Consider the following 20,712-nt stretch of genomic DNA (forward strand, 5'->3'; position numbering starts at 1 on the left):
ATGATCGAACCCAAGCGCGTCTTGCGCGCCCTCGCTGAACACTGGGCACTTCTGGAGCCACTGTGCGAGCACTTCGACCAAGGCACACTGAGCCTGAACGAACTGCGCACGCAACTGGCCGCCCAGCAACTCGACAGTACGCCGCAGGACATCACCAGCCTGCTGGATGTGTGGATTCGCCTCGATATCCTGGTTCCCGTGGCCAAAAGCCCGAACCGTTTCGAGCTCAATGCGCAGATTCACGACTTCCTTGCCTATCTACGCCGCGAACACCGGCTGGGCCTGTGCCTGGAAATCGAAGCCTACCTGCGCCACCTCGAGCGTCTGGCCGGTTATATCCAGGACGCATTCGATATCCGCGACGGCAATGATCTGGCCCGCCAGTTGCGCCTGCTCGACATGCGGGTTCGCGATGTACTGAAAAAACTCGATAACGACGAACAGGCACTGGTGGCCGTCGCCGAACGGGCGAAAACCAGCGATCGGCAGATTCCGTTGCGCCAGCGTTACGCTGAAGTGCTGGCGACCTGGGACGAATACGTCGAGCCGATGATTGATCTGGTGAACGCCGACGGCGCCTTCGAACAAGGCGTGCGCAAGGTCGAAACCGTCCTGCTGAAGATGCTCAGCGAGCAGCAGCGCCTCGGCCACCTGGTCGACGACGACATGCTGCTGCGCACCCACGCGCGCATCCTCGAAATGCAGACCAGCGCCCAACTGACCCTGCGTCACGCCCGCGAGCTGTTGCTGCCGCTGCGTGAAGAAGCGCGCCGGCACAACGCCGTGACCCGTGGCGCCGCATTGGCCCTGTCGATGATCCGCCGCAAGGGCCTCGACGCCGTGCCACAAGCGGCGATGCCGATGTTCACTCGTCCGCAGAGCACCTTTCTCGGCAGTGCCAGTCAGGTCGAAGCCTACGTTTATGCCCTGGCCCGTTTCGAACCGAAACCGGCGCGCTTCCCCAAGGCTCACAAGACCCAGAAAGGCGAAGCGCCACGGGCGCCACGCACCGTTCGGGAAATGCTCGAACGCTGCGAAGACGCCCTGCCGATGCCGGACCTGATGACCTGGTTGCTGGAGCAGGAACCGGACGGCGCCACCGACGAATTGCTGTACTGGTTCTCGCGTCTGTCGCGGGAAAAACGTTTCAAGCGCGAGCGTCTGGAACGTCGCCAATACCATACTCACGAGCATCAGGTCAGCCTGCGCTCCTTCGCCCTGCTCTCGGTCAGCGACACCGCCGCCGAGGATTCTGCGAGCACTCCTTATGCATCTTGATCTATCCGAACTGTCCCATCTGGCACCGATCTTTCGCGAGCTGTTCAAGGGTTACCACGTCAGCCGCCGCGATCCGGAACTGTACGCACAGTTGTCGAACTTTCAGGACCAGTACCGCACGCTGTTCAAGGCCCTGGGCTTTGAACTGGTCTGTGACACCCGCGGTTTCTACTACTTCGTGCCGGACCTCGCGGCGGCTGCGGTGAACAAGACCGCCCAGCGGCTTGCGCTGTTCACCTTCATCCTCGTCGAGCACCTGGCCGACCAGGGCCGCGACCCGATCTCCGTGCTCGATGGCGGCAGTCTCGGCCGCGATGAGCTGCCGTCGTTGCTGGAAAAGTACCGCGACCTGTTCATCCAGGCCGAAGTGCAGACCCAGGACGAACTGGAAGAAAAGATCATGCGCCGCATGACCCAGCTCGGCTTTGCCAGCGAAGAAAACGGCATCTACCGTTTCCTGCCGCCGATGCACCGCTTCCTCGATGTGTGCCTGTCGGTGCAGCAGGACCGCGACCTGGCCGCCAGCCTGCACAGCGTCCTGCCGTTGCCGGTGCCGGTACTGATCGACGAAGACAGCGACGAAAAACTGCTGCAGACCGACGATCCGCTCGATCTGAGTGAGTTCGAGGGTGAAAGCGAAGAAGACGCACTGGCCCGGGCCATTGCCGAAGAACAGGAGCTCGACGCATGAGCAAGGAACGTTACGGCATCCGCCGCTTTGCCCTTTTGAACACCGCTGGCTACAGCCTCGGCCTGTTCCCGCTGGAAGAACCTCTGTCGGTGTACGGCGCGAACAACCTCGGTAAATCCGCCTCGATCAACGCCCTGCAGTTCCCGATTCTGGCGCGCATGTCGGACATGAGCTTCGGCAAGTACAGCCTGGAACAATCCCGGCGCTTCTACTTCGCCTCAGACACCAGTTACATCCTGGTGGAAGTGAACCTGCCCCACGGCCCCCACGTGATCGGCGTGGTCGGCCGCGGCCCGGGCGGCGGTTTCGGTCACCAGTTCTTTGCCTATGCCGGCAAACTGGACCTGGCCCACTATCAGAAAAACGACACCTGCCTGCGCCAGAAAGAATTGTTCACCAACCTTGAGCGCGAAGGCCTGAAAGCCTACGAACTCAAGCCGGACGAACTGCGCCGTTTGCTGGTCGGCGGTCACACCTCGATCCCGCTGGACCTGACGCTGATTCCATTGCGCTCCACCAGCGAGCAGAGCCTGAAGACCTTCCGCGCGCTGTTCATCAACCTGCTGCACATGCGCGAAATCACCGCGGCCAAGCTCAAGCAGCTGTTCCTCGATGCCTTCGAACACAGCCTGCGCTCCGGCAGCGTCGACTACATCGCCGCGTGCGAAGAAGCGTTCCGCGATGTACGACGCATGGAGCAGGACTACAACTCGCTGGTCGCCGCCGGCCCGCTGGTCGAAGCCCTGGCCAACGGCGTGAAGCAACGCGACATCCTGCGTGGCAAGCTGCACCGGATCTCGCCGCTGCTCGACTCCTTGCTCGGCACCTGGTCGGACTATGCCAGTGCGCGCAAGGAAGAACTGACCATTCAGTCCGAACACTACCGCAACGAGCAGGATGCCCTGCAAAACGACCAGCGCGGCGGTACCCAGGAACTGATGCGTCTGGAGCGGGAAATCACCGGCATCCAGCGCTGGCTCGGCGAATTGTCGGTGCTCAAGCATCGCTTTGCCCTGGTCGATGACGTCAAGGTGCTGGAACAGCAACTGCTGGCCGCCAAGGACGCCCACGACGAACTGGCCGGTGCGCTGGCACAGTCCCGACAGTTCAGCGCCGAAGACCTCGAAGAGCGTCTGCGCGATCTGGAAAAACGCCTGAAGTCGGTCAAGCAGCAACTCGATCACGCCGACAACAACAGCTACGCCCGCCTGCGTGAAGAGTTCTCGCAACAGGACGTCGAACGCCTGATGCGCTTGTTCAACAGCGCGCTGTTCAGCCTGCCATTGGGCGAACACGGCATCACCCTCGACGAGAACGGCGACTGGGTGAAATCCGTGGAGCTGATCCTCGACGGTTTCAAAGGCGAACGCTTCGAAGTACCGGGGCTGTCCATCGACATTTCCCACATCGAGCCGCCGGCCCTGCAAGCGCTGGCTGACCGCGCGGCCCTGCGCGACCAGAAAGAGCGCCTGGACAAAGAACTCAAGCAACTCAAGACCCAGCAAGCCGTGGCCGCCGACCGCGCCGCGAGCAAGACCCAGACCGAAGCGCTGTACCAGCAAGTGCTGGATGCGCAGAAAGCCCTGGAAGATTTCCGTCGCGCGCAAACCCTGAGCGCCGAGGAAGGCGACAAGCTGGAACAGTTGGCGCAAATGGAAGCCGCCCAGGACGAGCTGAAGCGTTCCAGCGATGCCTTCACCGAACGTGTCCAGCAACTGTCGGCCAAGCTGCAACTGGTCGGCCGCCAGATCGGCGACATGGAAGCCAAGCAACGCACCCTCGACGACGCCCTGCGCCGTCGCCAGTTGTTGCCGGCGGACCTGCCGTTCGGCACACCGTTCATGGACCCGATCGACGACTCCATGGACAACCTGCTGCCACTGCTAAACGACTATCAGGACAGCTGGCAAGGCCTGCTGCGGGCCGACGGACAGATCGAAGCGCTGTACGCTCAGGTGCGCCTCAAGGGCGTGGCCAAGTTCGACAGCGAAGACGATATGGAGCGTCGCTTGCAACTGCTGATCAACGCCTATGCGCACCGTACCGACGAAGCCCTGACCCTGGGCAAGGCTCGCCGCGCCGCCGTGACGGACATCGCCCGGACCCTGCGCAACATCCGCAGCGACTACGACAGCCTCGAACACCAACTGGCGCTGTTCAACCGCGAGATCAACAAACGTCAGGTCTCCAACCTGCAAAGCTTCCGCATCGTGCTCGCCCCGAACAAGGAAGCGCTCAAGCACATCGACCAGATCATCCACAGCGCCGGTCAGTACGAAGAAGGCGAAACCCTGTCTGTCTTCGACCTGAGCCAAAGCGCCGAGCAGGACAACAAGAACGAAGAGGCTAAGGAGTATCTGGCGCGGCTGGTGGCGGCCAACCACAACCAGCTCGGCCTCAAGGACTTGTTCGAACTGGCGTTCGAGATCACCAAGGTCAATGGCCAACCGGTGATCCACACCGACATCGACGGCGCCGCTTCCAACGGCACCACCATGACCATCAAGGCGCTGACCAACATGTACTTGTTGCTGCACTTGATGGACCGTGACCAGGCCGGTCGTGTGCGCCTGCCGTACTACCTCGACGAGGCAGCGGACATCGATGAGAAGAACCAGGCCGCCTTGCTGGAAACCAGTCTGCAGCTGGGCTTCGTGCCGATCCTGGCGAGCGTGAAGCCGCAGGTCTGCGCCAGTGTCGCCATCGACCTGGAAGGCGGCAGCGGCCCGGCCGGCATCTACATCGACGAGGCGGACTGGAAATACATCCGTCGTCACGATCAGGTGAAGGCGACGGTCAACGAGCAAGCGGATGAGCCGGAGCTGGATGCGGTCTGAGGCTTGAATCGAAGGCAATGAAAAAGGCCGCGGTCCAATGGATCGCGGCCTTTTTCATAGGGGTGTCATTTAGCTTTGCAGTGAACTTCAGGGCCTCTTCGCGGGTAAGCCCGCTCCCACATTTGATCGCATTTCTTCAGGAACAACCCCGGACTTGCCCCGGGCGGCGCTCCGAAGGCGTCATCACAGACGCCTGAGCAGTTCCAGACTACTTGCCGATGGAAATCTTCGGCGCCCAGCCCAGCCATTCCTCTTCGAACTTGTCGAACAACGCGAACGTCTGCTCCGGTCGTGCCGGACTGCCCATGCGCTCGCCATCCGGCGTGGCAAAGGCAACACCGCCCTGAATCATCGTCTCCAGTGATTCAGTACGCACCGTTGCACCTCTGAACAGACCGACATCAAAGTCGAAACCGCTGGTGTTCCAGAACCGTGTACCGCTGCGTACCAGTGGCGCGTACTTCGGTTCGATCAGGATATGGATCAGGACGCGATCAGCGGTCTGGCCCAGCTCATAACCGGTCACCTTGCCCACGGTGATTTCGCGATAGGTCACCGGCACACCGGCCTTCAGCGAACCACGACGAGCCGCGCTCAGCACCAGACTCAATCCCGCTTCCTGCTTGGCTGTTTCGGGCGCGGCGGCCAAAGCGACAAAGTTCTTCTGCGGTCCCAGGTTTTTCTGCGCCGGTTGCACCTCGATGTATTGCCCGGTCACCAGGGTTTCGAGGTTGGACGTCTTGATCAGTCCCAGTTCAGGCTTGACCACCCAGAACTGACTGCCGACCCGTGCTATACGCTCCGGCACTTCGGTAATCCGCGCGGTCAGCAGCACCGATTGCAGGTCCTCGCTGAGATCAACATCCTCCACCTTGCCGACATCCAGCCCCTTGAAACGAATCGGAGTGCCGGTATGCAGGCCATCAGCGCGATCGAGCTTGAGCGTGATGACTTCGCCTTTCTGCGTGGCGTCTTCATGGTTCGCAAACAGACGGAAACGTGGAATACGCTTCTGCAACGGGGCGTTGTCCTGCGGGGTCTCGAAGGCAATGCCGCCGGCCATCAAGCTCTGCAACGATTCGCTTTTAACCTGGACCCCGCCAGTCAGACCACCCGTGAGGGTGATGCCACTGGCGTTCCAGAAGCGCGTCGAGGCGTTGACCAGGCCTTCGTATTCCTTCTCGATGTGCACGCCAATGATCAGTCGTTTCTTGGTGCGCGAGAACTGATAGCTCTGTACGGAGCCGACTTTGACCTGTTTGTAGAGAACCGGGCTGCCGACTTCCAGCGAACCGAGGTTTTCCGTGAACAACACCAGGTGCAGGCCGGGTGCACGCAGGTCCAGCGGTGGTGCCTTTGCCCGTGCCGCAAACTCTCGCTGTGGCGCCGAACCCTTGTCGCCAGGCCGCACAGCGATGTAGTTGCCTTTGACCAACGCCTCGAGGCCGGTAATCCCCGCCAGGGAAATCGACGGTTTGACCACCCAGAACTGGGTGCCTTCGACCAGGTAATCCTCGGCCAACGGGTCCATCGTCAACTCGGCGGTCGCGCCGGACAGATCCGCATCGACCTTCAGCGTTTTCAGGCTGCCCACCTGAATACCCTTGTACATCACCGGTGTGCGACCGGCCTGCAAGCCGTCGAAATCACTGAGCTTGACCTTCACCCGGATACCGGCGGCGGCGGCATCAAAGTCTTCATAAAGCCTGAATGGCAGGCTCGGGTCGGTAGGCGGGCTGTCCTTGCGGTTTTCAGGTGTAGCGAAGGCAATGCCACCGGCGACGATGCTGGCCAGGGACTCACTGCGGACCTTCACACCCGACAGATTGGCGTCGATGCTGATGCCGCTGGCGTTCCAGAAACGTGTATGTTTGCGCACCAGTTTGGCGTAAGTCGGCTCAATGAAGACCTTGAGCTCGACGGTGTTCTGGTCCTCGGACAACACATAGCTTTTGATCTGGCCCACTTTGATCTGTTTATAGAACACCGGACTGCCACGGTTCAGCGAGCCCAGGCGGTCGGCCTTGATGGTCAAGTGCAAACCGGGCTGGGCATCGGAGAGCGGCGGTTCCTGGGCCAAGGCCTTGAACTTGCGGACGGGCTCGCCTTCCCCCGGGCTGATGGCGACATAGTTACCTGAAACCAGCGTCTCGAGACCGGTGATCCCTGCCAGCGTAACGCTCGGCTTGACCAGCCAGAAACGCGTGCTGGTTCGCAGGTATGGCTCTACATCCTTGTTCATTTCGATGCTGGCAATCACACCTTTGGAACTGCCTTCGTCATCGAGCTTGAGGCTTTTGACCTTGCCGACCGACATACCTTTATAGACAACTTCGGTCTTGTTGGCCTGAATGCCCTCGCCACTCTCAAAACGCACCTGAATCTCGATACCGGTCTCACTATAGGCCCGCCAGCCGAGCCAGCCGCCGATGATCAAGGCGATCAGAGGCAACACCCAAATGGCAGACCAGTTCGAAGCCGGTCGGGTTTTCGCTACAGGCAAATCAGTCATGGTCGTCGTCCGACTCCGTGTTATCCCAAATCAGTCGGGGATCAAAAGTTACTGCGGCAAGCATCGTCAGAATCACCACCGTGGCGAAAGCGATGGCGCCAAGATTGGCTTCGATGCTGGCAAGCCGCCCAAAATTCACAACCGCCACGAGGATGGCGATCACAAAAATATCGAGCATCGACCAGCGGCCGATGAATTCAATGAAACGGTACATCCAGATACGCTGGCGAGCCGAAAGGGGCTGACGGCGCTGCACGGAAAACAGCAGCAGGCCGATGCCCACCAGCTTGAAGGTGGGCACCAGGATACTGGCGATAAACACCACGGCCGCAATGGGGAACATGCCGTAGTGCACAAGTTCGATTACACCCGCCATGATCGTGCTGGGCGCACCTTTGCCCAGGGAGTTCACGGTCATGATCGGCAACAAGTTGGCCGGTATGTAAAGAATGGCGGCGGTAATCAGCAATGCCCAGGTCCGCACCAGGCTATTCGGGCTGCGGGCATGCACCAGCGCCCCGCAGCGCGTACAGACTTGCTCGTCGGTATCAGCTTCCTGCCTGTTCAATTCATGACATTCCTTGCAAATCAGAATGCCTGCATCAATCGCCCGCATGGGCATCCTCTCCTGATAACGCCTGCCAGATCTGGTGAGGCGACATTACGACCTCCAGCCAGACTTGAATCAGCAACATTCCAATGAAGCACACCAGGCCGAGGCCTACAGTGATGGCTGCCATATCTGCCAGCTTGACGATAGCCACCAGTACGCCCATGAAGTAAACCTCGAGCATCCCCCATTCGCGTATATGGTGATAAATGCGATAGAGCAACAAGCCGTAGCTGCGTCCGACATCGAAACGGATACTCAACAATACGGCCAGTTGGCACAGCAGCTTGAGCAGCGGGATCCCCATGCTGCACAGGAACACAATCACTGAAACGCTTTGCATGCCCGTGTCAAAAAGGGCGACAACACCGCTCCAGACAGTGTCTTGCGAAGACTGCCCGAGTAGATTGAGCTGCATGATGGGCAAAAAATTCGCCGGAATAAACAACAACAAGGCGGCGATAACCAGGGCGAGACTGCGCTGTACGACGTTGTACCGATTGGCATAAAGCTCGTAGCCACAGCGCGGGCACAGGGCTTTTTCGCCATGGGCGAGTTCGGGTTTACGCATGAGCAAGTCGCACTCATGGCAGGCAACCAGATTTTCTAGTGGTAATTCTGACAGCCCTTGGGCGTCAACCGGATCCGGCATAAAGGCTCTGACTCTGAAAAAGTTGGACCTATTCTAGTGCCATGAGCTGAAAATAACTGTGCAAAATGTGCAACGAGCAGCTCTGTTTTTTTCACGCACAAAAACAAAACCCCAACTGCTTTCGCAATTGGGGTTTCGGAATTTAATCTTGACGATGACCTACTCTCACATGGGGAAACCCCACACTACCATCGGCGATGCATCGTTTCACTGCTGAGTTCGGGATGGGATCAGGTGGTTCCAACGCTCTATGGTCGTCAAGAAATTCGGGTACTGAGTCGTGACCGGCTGGCCTCGCTTCAGCAAATTGGGTATGCGATAGTTTGGTGTTTTGTGAGTATCTCGAACTTTCGGTTCGTTTCGTCTTCACACACCGCAATCTGGCCTCTTTCGTTTCTTCAACTAGGAGCAGCAAATTGCTTGGGTGTTATATGGTCAAGCCTCACGGGCAATTAGTATTGGTTAGCTCAACGCCTCACAGCGCTTACACACCCAACCTATCAACGTCGTAGTCTTCGACGGCCCTTCAGGGGACTCAAGGTCCCAGTGAGATCTCATCTTGAGGCAAGTTTCCCGCTTAGATGCTTTCAGCGGTTATCTTTTCCGAACATAGCTACCCGGCAATGCCACTGGCGTGACAACCGGAACACCAGAGGTTCGTCCACTCCGGTCCTCTCGTACTAGGAGCAGCCCCTCTCAAATCTCAAACGTCCACGGCAGATAGGGACCGAACTGTCTCACGACGTTCTAAACCCAGCTCGCGTACCACTTTAAATGGCGAACAGCCATACCCTTGGGACCGGCTTCAGCCCCAGGATGTGATGAGCCGACATCGAGGTGCCAAACACCGCCGTCGATATGAACTCTTGGGCGGTATCAGCCTGTTATCCCCGGAGTACCTTTTATCCGTTGAGCGATGGCCCTTCCATACAGAACCACCGGATCACTAAGACCTACTTTCGTACCTGCTCGACGTGTCTGTCTCGCAGTCAAGCGCGCTTTTGCCTTTATACTCTACGACCGATTTCCGACCGGTCTGAGCGCACCTTCGTACTCCTCCGTTACTCTTTAGGAGGAGACCGCCCCAGTCAAACTACCCACCATACACTGTCCTCGATCCGGATAACGGACCTGAGTTAGAACCTCAAAGTTGCCAGGGTGGTATTTCAAGGTTGGCTCCACGCGAACTGGCGTCCACGCTTCAAAGCCTCCCACCTATCCTACACAAGCAAATTCAAAGTCCAGTGCAAAGCTATAGTAAAGGTTCACGGGGTCTTTCCGTCTAGCCGCGGATACACTGCATCTTCACAGCGATTTCAATTTCACTGAGTCTCGGGTGGAGACAGCGCCGCCATCGTTACGCCATTCGTGCAGGTCGGAACTTACCCGACAAGGAATTTCGCTACCTTAGGACCGTTATAGTTACGGCCGCCGTTTACCGGGGCTTCGATCAAGAGCTTCGCGTTAGCTAACCCCATCAATTAACCTTCCGGCACCGGGCAGGCGTCACACCCTATACGTCCACTTTCGTGTTTGCAGAGTGCTGTGTTTTTAATAAACAGTCGCAGCGGCCTGGTATCTTCGACCGGCGTGGGCTTACGGAGCAAGTCCTTCACCCTCACCGGCGCACCTTCTCCCGAAGTTACGGTGCCATTTTGCCTAGTTCCTTCACCCGAGTTCTCTCAAGCGCCTTGGTATTCTCTACCCAACCACCTGTGTCGGTTTGGGGTACGGTTCCTGGTTACCTGAAGCTTAGAAGCTTTTCTTGGAAGCATGGCATCAACCACTTCGTGTTCTAAAAGAACACTCGTCATCAGCTCTCGGCCTTGGAATCCCGGATTTACCTAAGATTCCAGCCTACCACCTTAAACTTGGACAACCAACGCCAAGCTGGCCTAGCCTTCTCCGTCCCTCCATCGCAATAACCAGAAGTACAGGAATATTAACCTGTTTTCCATCGACTACGCTTTTCAGCCTCGCCTTAGGGACCGACTAACCCTGCGTCGATTAACGTTGCGCAGGAAACCTTGGTCTTTCGGCGTGGGTGTTTTTCACACCCATTGTCGTTACTCATGTCAGCATTCGCACTTCTGATACCTCCAGCAAGCTTCTCAACTCACCTTCACAGGCTTACAGAACGCTCCTCTACCGCATCACCTAAGTGATACCCGTAGCTTCGGTGTATGGTTTGAGCCCCGTTACATCTTCCGCGCAGGCCGACTCGACTAGTGAGCTATTACGCTTTCTTTAAAGGGTGGCTGCTTCTAAGCCAACCTCCTAGCTGTCTAAGCCTTCCCACATCGTTTCCCACTTAACCATAACTTTGGGACCTTAGCTGACGGTCTGGGTTGTTTCCCTTTTCACGACGGACGTTAGCACCCGCCGTGTGTCTCCCATGCTCGGCACTTGTAGGTATTCGGAGTTTGCATCGGTTTGGTAAGTCGGGATGACCCCCTAGCCGAAACAGTGCTCTACCCCCTACAGTGATACATGAGGCGCTACCTAAATAGCTTTCGAGGAGAACCAGCTATCTCCGAGCTTGATTAGCCTTTCACTCCGATCCACAGGTCATCCGCTAACTTTTCAACGGTAGTCGGTTCGGTCCTCCAGTCAGTGTTACCTAACCTTCAACCTGCCCATGGATAGATCGCCCGGTTTCGGGTCTATTCCCAGCGACTAGACGCCCTATTAAGACTCGCTTTCGCTACGCCTCCCCTATTCGGTTAAGCTCGCCACTGAAAATAAGTCGCTGACCCATTATACAAAAGGTACGCAGTCACCCAACAAAGTGGGCTCCCACTGCTTGTACGCATACGGTTTCAGGATCTATTTCACTCCCCTCTCCGGGGTTCTTTTCGCCTTTCCCTCACGGTACTAGTTCACTATCGGTCAGTCAGTAGTATTTAGCCTTGGAGGATGGTCCCCCCATATTCAGACAAAGTTTCTCGTGCTCCGTCCTACTCGATTTCATGACCAAGAGATTTTCGCGTACAGGGCTATCACCCACTATGGCCGCACTTTCCAGAGCGTTCCGCTAATCTCAAAGCCACTTAAGGGCTGGTCCCCGTTCGCTCGCCACTACTAAGGGAATCTCGGTTGATTTCTTTTCCTCAGGGTACTTAGATGTTTCAGTTCCCCTGGTTCGCCTCTTGCACCTATGTATTCAGTACAAGATAACCATCTTATGATGGCTGGGTTCCCCCATTCAGACATCTCCGGATCAAAGTCTGTTTGCCGACTCCCCGAAGCTTTTCGCAGGCTACCACGTCTTTCATCGCCTCTGACTGCCAAGGCATCCACCGTATGCGCTTCTTCACTTGACCATATAACCCCAAGCAATCTGGTTATACTATGAAGACGACATTCGCCGAAAATTCGATTGAGCTCCTAAGAGCAACTCACAAATTTTACCTTAGCCTGATCCGTTACCAGTGAAAGTAACGTTCAGTCTATCTTTCTATCACATACCCAAATTTTTAAAGAACGATCTAATCAAAAGACTAGAAATCAATATTCACATCGGAATACTCATTTCTAAACTTTCAGAAGCAGTTATATGGTGGAGCCAAACGGGATCGAACCGTTGACCTCCTGCGTGCAAGGCAGGCGCTCTCCCAGCTGAGCTATGGCCCCATAACAAAATTGGTGGGTCTGGGCAGATTCGAACTGCCGACCTCACCCTTATCAGGGGTGCGCTCTAACCAACTGAGCTACAGACCCAATTTCGAGCGCGTAACTGTTAGCTTTGAGCTATCAGCTTGGAGCTTAAAGCTGCTTCTATCGTCTTCTTCAATGAATCAAGCAATTCGTGTGGGAACTTATGGAGCAGCTGAGTCGTCGATTAAGGAGGTGATCCAGCCGCAGGTTCCCCTACGGCTACCTTGTTACGACTTCACCCCAGTCATGAATCACACCGTGGTAACCGTCCTCCCGAAGGTTAGACTAGCTACTTCTGGTGCAACCCACTCCCATGGTGTGACGGGCGGTGTGTACAAGGCCCGGGAACGTATTCACCGCGACATTCTGATTCGCGATTACTAGCGATTCCGACTTCACGCAGTCGAGTTGCAGACTGCGATCCGGACTACGATCGGTTTTGTGGGATTAGCTCCACCTCGCGGCTTGGCAACCCTCTGTACCGACCATTGTAGCACGTGTGTAGCCCAGGCCGTAAGGGCCATGATGACTTGACGTCATCCCCACCTTCCTCCGGTTTGTCACCGGCAGTCTCCTTAGAGTGCCCACCATGACGTGCTGGTAACTAAGGACAAGGGTTGCGCTCGTTACGGGACTTAACCCAACATCTCACGACACGAGCTGACGACAGCCATGCAGCACCTGTCTCAATGTTCCCGAAGGCACCAATCCATCTCTGGAAAGTTCATTGGATGTCAAGGCCTGGTAAGGTTCTTCGCGTTGCTTCGAATTAAACCACATGCTCCACCGCTTGTGCGGGCCCCCGTCAATTCATTTGAGTTTTAACCTTGCGGCCGTACTCCCCAGGCGGTCAACTTAATGCGTTAGCTGCGCCACTAAGAGCTCAAGGCTCCCAACGGCTAGTTGACATCGTTTACGGCGTGGACTACCAGGGTATCTAATCCTGTTTGCTCCCCACGCTTTCGCACCTCAGTGTCAGTATCAGTCCAGGTGGTCGCCTTCGCCACTGGTGTTCCTTCCTATATCTACGCATTTCACCGCTACACAGGAAATTCCACCACCCTCTACCATACTCTAGCTTGTCAGTTTTGAATGCAGTTCCCAGGTTGAGCCCGGGGCTTTCACATCCAACTTAACAAACCACCTACGCGCGCTTTACGCCCAGTAATTCCGATTAACGCTTGCACCCTCTGTATTACCGCGGCTGCTGGCACAGAGTTAGCCGGTGCTTATTCTGTCGGTAACGTCAAAACACTAACGTATTAGGTTAATGCCCTTCCTCCCAACTTAAAGTGCTTTACAATCCGAAGACCTTCTTCACACACGCGGCATGGCTGGATCAGGCTTTCGCCCATTGTCCAATATTCCCCACTGCTGCCTCCCGTAGGAGTCTGGACCGTGTCTCAGTTCCAGTGTGACTGATCATCCTCTCAGACCAGTTACGGATCGTCGCCTTGGTGAGCCATTACCTCACCAACTAGCTAATCCGACCTAGGCTCATCTGATAGCGCAAGGCCCGAAGGTCCCCTGCTTTCTCCCGTAGGACGTATGCGGTATTAGCGTTCCTTTCGAAACGTTGTCCCCCACTACCAGGCAGATTCCTAGGCATTACTCACCCGTCCGCCGCTGAATTCAGGAGCAAGCTCCTGTCATCCGCTCGACTTGCATGTGTTAGGCCTGCCGCCAGCGTTCAATCTGAGCCATGATCAAACTCTTCAGTTCAAACATCTTTGGGTTTTGAGAAAACCCTAAACTTGGCTCAGCAATCGTTGGTTACATCTTTGATTTCTCGCGGAGTAACTTGTGATGCTGATAATCTGTTGACTAGCAGTCTGACTCCACAAGCACCCACACGAATTGCTTGATTCAGTTGTTAAAGAGCGGTTGGTTAAGATCTTTCGTCTCAACCGAGGCGCGCATTCTACAGCAGCCTCATTTGCTGTCAAGTGATTATTTTCAGAAGTTTTCAAAGTTTCGCTTGGAAATCCTTAACAACTTCAACCACTTGCGCTTCAGATCTCTCGTCAGCGGGAGGCGAATTCTACAGCGTTACACGCTGCTGTCAACACCTCTTTTTCAACTCCCTTTCGGCTTCGATGAACTGAAGCAACCCACTGCCGAAAACTGCGTAACTCATTGTTTACCAAGGAGTTTTCCGTTTCGACTGCGCCGGAAGTGGGGCGAATTATAGGCCTCCAGAATCTGCCGTCAACCACTATTTACGCCTTTTTGGCAGAAGAGCCCTTTTTAGCCATTAGACGCGGGATTCGACGCGCCAAAGGCGGTAGCCGCAGCACTAACAGTAATGCACCTGTAGATGCATAGATCACCCACTCCTTCAGGTCGGCGCGCACAATCCAGAGCATATGCAGTAATCCAAGCCCGAGAATGACATACGCCAAGCGATGCAACTTCTTCCAGCGGGCACCCAATCGTCGCTGACTATATCGATTGGAAGTCACCGCCAATGCCAGCAAACCAAGAAAACCCAGCCCCCCTACAATAATGTAAGGCCGCTTGCGCAACTCGACACCCAGCTGCGACCAATCAAACCCAAGTATGAATGCGCAATAACTACTGAGGTGGAGCAGCACATAGGCAAAGCACCACAATCCCAACTGTCGCCGCACGACATTCCACCCTGCCCAACCCGTGAGTTTCTGCAAAGGCGTCAAACTCAAGATGACGAGCAGCAGAACAAGCGCCCCCAAACCCAGCCGGTCGACCAGCACCTTGCCCGGATCCGGCCCGAGAACATCCTCCAGGGCCTGGTACAACCACAGCAGCGGCCACACCAGCACCACGACAAAGACACCGACACGCCAAAACGGATAGCGCATCAGTAGTTCTTCCTCAGGTCGAGCCCCGTATATAGAGAGGCGACTTCCTCTGAATAGCCGTTGAACAATTGCGTGTCGCGCACATTGGGCTTGAACAAGCCACTAGGCAGGCGGCGCTCACGGGCCTGAGTCCAGCGAGGATGATCAACGGTGGGATTCACGTTCGCATAAAAGCCATATTCATCCGCCGCAATGCTCTGCCAGGTGGTTTTCGGCTGCTCGCCGACCAGACTGATGCGCACGATGGACTTGATACTTTTGAACCCGTACTTCCAGGGCACGACCAGACGCAACGGCGCGCCGTTCTGATTTGGCAATACACGCCCGTACATGCCGACCGCAAGAATCGCCAACGGACTCATGGCTTCATCCAGTCGCAGCCCCTCTATATAAGGCCAGTCGATCAAGGCAAAACCGGAGCGCTGGCCCGGCATGCTTTTGGGATCCTGCAGGGTTTCGAAGCGGATGAATCTGGCTTTCGAGGTCGGCTCTACCTCCTTGAGCAAAGCCGAGAGCGGGAAACCGATCCAGGGAATGACCATCGACCAGGCTTCCACGCAGCGCAGTCGGTAGATTCGCTCCTCCAGCTGATACGGTTTCATGAAGTCTTCGAGGGCATACCGCCCGGGCTTGCCCACCTCCCCATCCACCACCACAGACCACGGTTCAGTCTTCAGCGTGCCGGCATTCGCAGCCGGATCACCTTTATCAGTGCCGAACTCGTAGAAGTTGTTGTAGTGGGTCGCGTCCTTGAACGGCGTGATCGCCTCATCCTTGACGACAACTGCCCCCCACTTGACCGAGGAAAGTTTTTCGCTGAACCAGACAGGCGCCTTGCCTGGCTCGACATCCGCATAACGCGCCACATCGTCGGCAGCCGCCCACCGAGGAAGACCGCTCACGGCCAAACCGGTAACAGCAACACTCAATACATTGCGTCGAGAAAGATAGATGGATTCAGGCGTGACATCCGACTCATGGCAGTCGGACGCTTTAGGGACTTTGATCAGCATGGCTACTCCGCAGTATTGGAGAACAGATGCACCAACAGACTGCGGAGTATGGGGGAAATTACATCACTCGACGCTTTTACGCCGACGAAGATGTAACAGGTATTGAACCGGACCGGACGCGGCATAGGCGAGGAAGACCAGCAGCAGGATGCGCGGCGGATCACTGAAAACAACCGCGAACACCAACACTACTGCGAGAATCGCCACGAAAGGCACTCGCCCCTTCAGGTCCAGTTCCTTGAAGCTGTTGTACTTGATGTTGCTGACCATCAGCATGCCGGCCGCCGCCACCATCAGCGCAACCAGGAAAGACATCTTGGAACCCTGGATGCCGTAGTCGCTGAACGCCCAGACGATACCTGCAACCACACCTGCAGCGGCAGGGCTGGCCAGACCGATGAAGTAGCGCTTGTCCGCGGTGCCGACCTGGGTGTTGAAGCGTGCGAGACGCAATGCCGCGCCCGCCACATAGATGAAGGCGACCATCCAGCCAACCTTGCCCATGTCACCCAAGGCCCAACCGAAAGCCAGCAATGCAGGGGCAACACCAAAGGCAACCATGTCCGACAACGAGTCGTACTCGGCACCGAAGGCACTCTGGGTATTGGTCATGCGAGCCACGCGCCCATCAAGACCATCGAGCACCATGGCGACAAAAATCGCGATGGCCGCGAACGCGAAATACTTGCTCGCATTGGCCGAGTCACCAGCACTCAAGGCCGCCTGGGCACTCATCGAGTTGATGATGGAATAGAACCCTGCGAACAGGTTCGCAGTAGTGAACAGATTCGGCAGAAGATAGATACCACGATGCCGGACTTTACGACCTTCCGCGTCATGCCCTTCTTCGACATGCTCATCGATGGGCAGCAGGCTTTCGGCGTCAGAAGCCTGGTTTGGCTCTTCGGGGCGTTCGCTCATGGACATTACCTTGCAACGGGGTGGAAAGTTTGGACAGGTGTCTGGGACGACGGTTCGGCCGCAAACGATGCAGCTTTATACCAGAACCGGCCCCCCAAACGAAAAAACGCGGCCTAAGCCGCGTTTTTCGTACAAGTGCGTGACTTAGTTCTTGGCTTTGTCGACGATCTTGTTGGCACCGATCCACGGCATCATGGAGCGCAGTTGCTCGCCGATGATTTCGATACCGTGAGCGGCGTTGTTACGACGCTTGGCGGTCATCGAAGGATAGCCGGTAGCGCCTTCGCTGATGAACATCTTGGCGTATTCGCCGTCCTGAATACGTTTCAGGGCGTTGCGCATGGCCTGACGGGATTCGGCGTTGATGACTTCAGGGCCGGTCACGTACTCGCCGTATTCGGCATTGTTGGAGATCGAGTAGTTCATGTTGGCGATACCGCCTTCGTACATGAGGTCAACGATCAGCTTCAGTTCGTGCAGGCACTCGAAGTAGGCCATTTCCGGCGCGTAGCCAGCTTCAACCAGGGTTTCGAAACCGGCCTTGACCAGCTCAACGGTACCACCGCACAGAACGGCTTGTTCGCCGAACAGGTCGGTTTCAGTCTCGTCCTTGAAGGTGGTTTCGATGATGCCGGTACGACCGCCGCCAACGCCGGCAGCGTAGGACAGAGCGACGTTCTTGGCGTTGCCCGAGGCGTCCTGGTAGATAGCGATCAGGTCAGGGATACCGCCGCCCTTCACGAACTCGGAACGCACGGTGTGGCCTGGAGCCTTCGGCGCGATCATGATCACGTCGAGGTCAGCGCGCGGCACAACCTGGTTGTAGTGGATCGCGAAGCCGTGGGAGAAGGCCAGGGTGGCGCCTTTCTTGATGTTCGGCTCGATTTCGTTCTTGTACAGGGAGGACTGGAATTCGTCCGGGGTCAGGATCATGACCAGGTCGGCAGCCGCAACAGCGGAAGCAACGTCGGTCACTTTCAGGCCGTGGGCTTCAGCCTTGGCAACGGTGGCCGAGCCTTTACGCAGACCGACAGTCACGTCAACGCCGGAGTCTTTCAGGTTGCACGCTTGAGCGTGGCCCTGGGAACCGTAACCGATGATGGCAACTTTCTTGCCCTGGATGATCGACAGGTCGCAGTCTTTATCGTAGAAAACTTTCATGAATTTCCCCTATATCAGGCCGTTCAGGCCGTTCGCTAATTTGGTTTAGATGCTGAGTACTTTGTCGCCGCGGGCAATGCCGGTCACGCCGCTACGGACGGTCTCCAGAATCGAGGCGGTGCCAATGGACTGAATGAAGCTGTCGAGCTTGTCGCTGGTACCGGTCAGTTGAACGGTATACACGCTGGCGCTGACATCGACGATCTGTCCACGGTAAATATCGGTAGTGCGCTTGATCTCGGCACGCTGGGCGCCGGTGGCCTTGACCTTGACCAGCATCAGTTCGCGCTCGATGTGAGCACTCTCCGACAGGTCGACCAGTTTTACCACTTCGATCAGCTTGTTCAGGTTCTTGGTGATCTGCTCGATGACTTCATCGTGACCAACCGTGGTGAGCGTCAGACGCGACAGGGTCGGGTCTTCGGTCGGGGCCACGGTCAGGCTTTCGATGTTGTAGTTGCGCTGCGAGAACAGGCCAACCACACGAGACAGAGCACCGGGTTCGTTTTCCAGAAGCAAGGAAATAATGTGCCGCATGATTAGGTACGCTCCGTCTTGCTCAGCCACATATCGCGCATGGAGCCGTCTTTGATCTGCATCGGGTAGACGTGCTCGCTGGTATCGACCGAAATATCGATCACCACCAGGCGATCTTTCATGGCGAACGCTTCTTCCATCTTCGACTTCAAATCTTTCGATTCAGTGATGCGCACGCCAACGTGGCCATAGGCTTCAGCCAGCTTGACGAAGTCAGGCAACGACTCCATGTAGGAGTGCGAGTGACGGCTGCCATAGCTCATGTCCTGCCACTGGCGAACCATACCCAGAACGCCGTTGTTCAGAATGACGATTTTTACCGGCAAACCGTATTGCAGACAGGTGGACAGTTCCTGGATGTTCATCTGGATACTGCCTTCGCCCGTTACACAGGCGACGTCGGCATCCGGGTAGCTCAACTGAATGCCCATGGCCGCCGGAAAACCGAAGCCCATGGTGCCCAGGCCACCGGAGTTGATCCAGCGGTTCGGCTTGTTGAACTTGTAGTACTGCGCAGCAAACATCTGGTGCTGGCCCACGTCGGAGGTCACAAAGGCGTCGCCATTGGTCACTTCGCACAGGGTTTCGATCACGGTCTGCGGCTTGATCTTGCTGCCGTCGCCCTTGTCATACGGGAACAGGCCGCGATCACCGCGCCACTCGTCAACCTGCTTCCACCAGCTGGCAACGGATTCCTTGTTCGGGGTCTCGCCGATTTCCTTGAGGATCGCGACCATTTCGGTCAGGACACTCTCAACCGGACCCACGATAGGCACGTCGGCCTTGATGGTCTTGGAGATCGAAGCCGGGTCTATGTCGATGTGAATGATCTTGGCGTTCGGGCAGAACTTCGACGCGCCGTTGATGACACGGTCGTCGAAACGTGCGCCGACAGCGAGGATCACGTCAGCATGGTGCATCGCCAGGTTGGCGGTGTAGCTGCCGTGCATGCCGAGCATGCCGATGAACTGACGGTCGGTGCCAGGGAAGCCACCGAGGCCCATCAGAGTATTGGTCACTGGCAGGTTGAGCATCTTCGCCAGTTCGGTCAGTGGTGCGGAACCACCGCCGAGGATCACGCCGCCGCCCGAATACAACACAGGACGCTTGGCCGCCAGGAGCATTTCTGCCGCCTTGCGGATTTGACCGGAGTGACCGCGAACAGCCGGGCTGTAGGAGCGCAACTTGGCTTTTTTCGGGAAGACGTATTCGAACTTCTCGGCCGGGTTGGTCATGTCTTTCGGAATATCGACGACGACCGGACCAGGACGACCGGATTGCGCCAGGTAGAACGCCTTCTTCATGACTTCCGGGATTTCCGACGCGTGCTTGATCATGAAGCTGTGCTTCACGATCGGCCGGGAGATACCGATCATGTCGGTTTCCTGGAACGCATCGGTACCCACCATGGTGCTAGGCACCTGGCCGGAAATGATCACCATCGGAATGGAGTCCATGTAGGCGGTGGCGATACCGGTGATGGCGTTTGTTGCGCCAGGACCGGAAGTCACCAGTACCACACCGGCTTTACCGGTGGCACGGGCGTAGCCGTCAGCCATATGGGTAGCCGCTTGCTCGTGACGAACCAGGATGTGGGTCACTTCCGGTTCTTTGAACAGGGCATCGTAGACATGAAGAAGAGCACCACCCGGGTACCCGTAGATATATTTGACGCCTTCGTCACGCAAAAAGCGGACGAGCATCTCACCGCCAGATAAAAGCTCCACGTTGCTCACCTCTAAAACGCCAGAATACCGCCCACGAAAAATGGAACGGGTCTTAATAGGTTTACTTCTCGGCAGAGCATGAGCGACGGTGGTCGCCGACTACGTCAGCACTGACTGAGCAAGTATTGGGATCGTCCCAAGTGTTGCGGGGCTTTCCCACCCAGCGCGAGGTAACGCGTTGCGGGTGTAACAGGTCGACGCGGATATGCGCCTCATGATCTGCTGAGAGGGTCTGCTTCTGGCAGTCCCTGTACAGCGGACTTTGGATTCTTCTGT

The 20,712-nt window shown here is 56.7% G+C and carries 12 protein-coding genes, 2 tRNA genes and 3 rRNA genes; 3 read left to right on the forward strand and 14 right to left on the reverse strand.

Features of this window, described 5'->3' with window-relative positions; genetic code table 11:
- Genes mksB through mksF form a run of 3 tightly spaced genes read left to right on the forward strand, consistent with a single transcriptional unit; the run spans position 1 to position 4,806 of the window.
- On the forward strand, positions 1 to 1,278 hold the full coding sequence (mksB, locus tag ACMDB8_RS23460; protein ID WP_056726308.1) for an Mks condensin complex protein MksB: 1,278 nt from the start codon (positions 1 to 3) through the stop codon (positions 1,276 to 1,278).
- Positions 1,268 to 1,969, forward strand: coding sequence for an Mks condensin complex protein MksE (mksE, locus tag ACMDB8_RS23465; RefSeq protein ID WP_056726309.1), 702 nt, complete (start codon positions 1,268 to 1,270; stop codon positions 1,967 to 1,969). Before mksB ends, mksE begins: the two co-directional genes overlap by 11 nt.
- Positions 1,966 to 4,806 (forward strand): Mks condensin complex protein MksF, encoded by a 2,841-nt coding sequence (mksF, locus tag ACMDB8_RS23470; RefSeq protein WP_056726310.1) that lies wholly within the window; start codon positions 1,966 to 1,968, stop codon positions 4,804 to 4,806. Before mksE ends, mksF begins: the two co-directional genes overlap by 4 nt.
- 208 nt (positions 4,807 to 5,014) lie before the next feature.
- Here mksF and ACMDB8_RS23475 read toward each other — a convergent pair whose 3' ends face one another.
- The 14 genes from ACMDB8_RS23475 to ACMDB8_RS23540 form a co-directional block, all read right to left on the reverse strand.
- A complete protein-coding gene (locus tag ACMDB8_RS23475) occupies positions 5,015 to 7,318 on the reverse strand; it encodes an intermembrane transport protein PqiB (RefSeq protein WP_056726311.1) in 2,304 nt (767 codons plus the stop codon).
- Positions 7,311 to 7,934, reverse strand: coding sequence for a paraquat-inducible protein A (locus ACMDB8_RS23480; RefSeq protein WP_046043780.1), 624 nt, complete (start codon positions 7,932 to 7,934; stop codon positions 7,311 to 7,313). The genes ACMDB8_RS23475 and ACMDB8_RS23480 overlap by 8 nt, the downstream gene beginning before the upstream one ends.
- A complete protein-coding gene (locus tag ACMDB8_RS23485) occupies positions 7,921 to 8,580 on the reverse strand; it encodes a paraquat-inducible protein A (RefSeq protein WP_056726312.1) in 660 nt (219 codons plus the stop codon). Before ACMDB8_RS23485 ends, ACMDB8_RS23480 begins: the two co-directional genes overlap by 14 nt.
- 146 nt (positions 8,581 to 8,726) lie before the next feature.
- Positions 8,727 to 8,842, reverse strand: a 5S ribosomal RNA gene (rrf, locus tag ACMDB8_RS23490).
- 169 nt (positions 8,843 to 9,011) lie between these two features.
- A 23S ribosomal RNA gene (locus ACMDB8_RS23495) occupies positions 9,012 to 11,903 on the reverse strand.
- Between the two features lie 234 nt (positions 11,904 to 12,137).
- Positions 12,138 to 12,213: transfer RNA gene (locus ACMDB8_RS23500), tRNA-Ala, on the reverse strand.
- Between the two features lie 10 nt (positions 12,214 to 12,223).
- Positions 12,224 to 12,300 (reverse strand) — tRNA-Ile (locus tag ACMDB8_RS23505).
- Between the two features lie 122 nt (positions 12,301 to 12,422).
- Positions 12,423 to 13,959 (reverse strand): 16S ribosomal RNA (locus ACMDB8_RS23510).
- Together the 16S, 23S and 5S rRNA genes with 2 tRNA genes alongside form the textbook arrangement of a ribosomal RNA operon.
- 497 nt (positions 13,960 to 14,456) lie before the next feature.
- Positions 14,457 to 15,077: a protein-methionine-sulfoxide reductase heme-binding subunit MsrQ gene (gene msrQ, locus ACMDB8_RS23515; protein ID WP_056728604.1), complete on the reverse strand. Its 621-nt coding sequence runs from the start codon at positions 15,075 to 15,077 to the stop codon at positions 14,457 to 14,459.
- A complete protein-coding gene (gene msrP / locus ACMDB8_RS23520) occupies positions 15,077 to 16,090 on the reverse strand; it encodes a protein-methionine-sulfoxide reductase catalytic subunit MsrP (RefSeq protein WP_056728607.1) in 1,014 nt (337 codons plus the stop codon). Before msrP ends, msrQ begins: the two co-directional genes overlap by 1 nt.
- A gap of 63 nt (positions 16,091 to 16,153) precedes the next feature.
- Positions 16,154 to 17,011, reverse strand: coding sequence for a CDP-diacylglycerol--serine O-phosphatidyltransferase (pssA, locus tag ACMDB8_RS23525; RefSeq protein WP_056728609.1), 858 nt, complete (start codon positions 17,009 to 17,011; stop codon positions 16,154 to 16,156).
- A gap of 144 nt (positions 17,012 to 17,155) precedes the next feature.
- Entirely contained in the window at positions 17,156 to 18,172 is a 1,017-nt protein-coding gene (ilvC, locus tag ACMDB8_RS23530; protein WP_003228216.1) for a ketol-acid reductoisomerase, read from the reverse strand.
- Positions 18,173 to 18,217: 45 nt separating this feature from the next.
- The gene (gene ilvN / locus ACMDB8_RS23535; RefSeq protein ID WP_003176102.1) at positions 18,218 to 18,709 is read right to left on the reverse strand and encodes an acetolactate synthase small subunit; all 492 of its coding nucleotides are present in this window, start codon (positions 18,707 to 18,709) and stop codon (positions 18,218 to 18,220) included.
- 2 nt (positions 18,710 to 18,711) lie between these two features.
- The gene (locus tag ACMDB8_RS23540) at positions 18,712 to 20,436 is read right to left on the reverse strand and encodes an acetolactate synthase 3 large subunit (RefSeq protein ID WP_008053903.1); all 1,725 of its coding nucleotides are present in this window, start codon (positions 20,434 to 20,436) and stop codon (positions 18,712 to 18,714) included.
- Between the last annotated feature and the right edge of the window lie 276 nt (positions 20,437 to 20,712).

It is taken from the genome of Pseudomonas monachiensis, from assembly GCF_047345015.1.
Taxonomy (GTDB): Bacteria; Pseudomonadota; Gammaproteobacteria; order Pseudomonadales; family Pseudomonadaceae; genus Aquipseudomonas; species Aquipseudomonas monachiensis.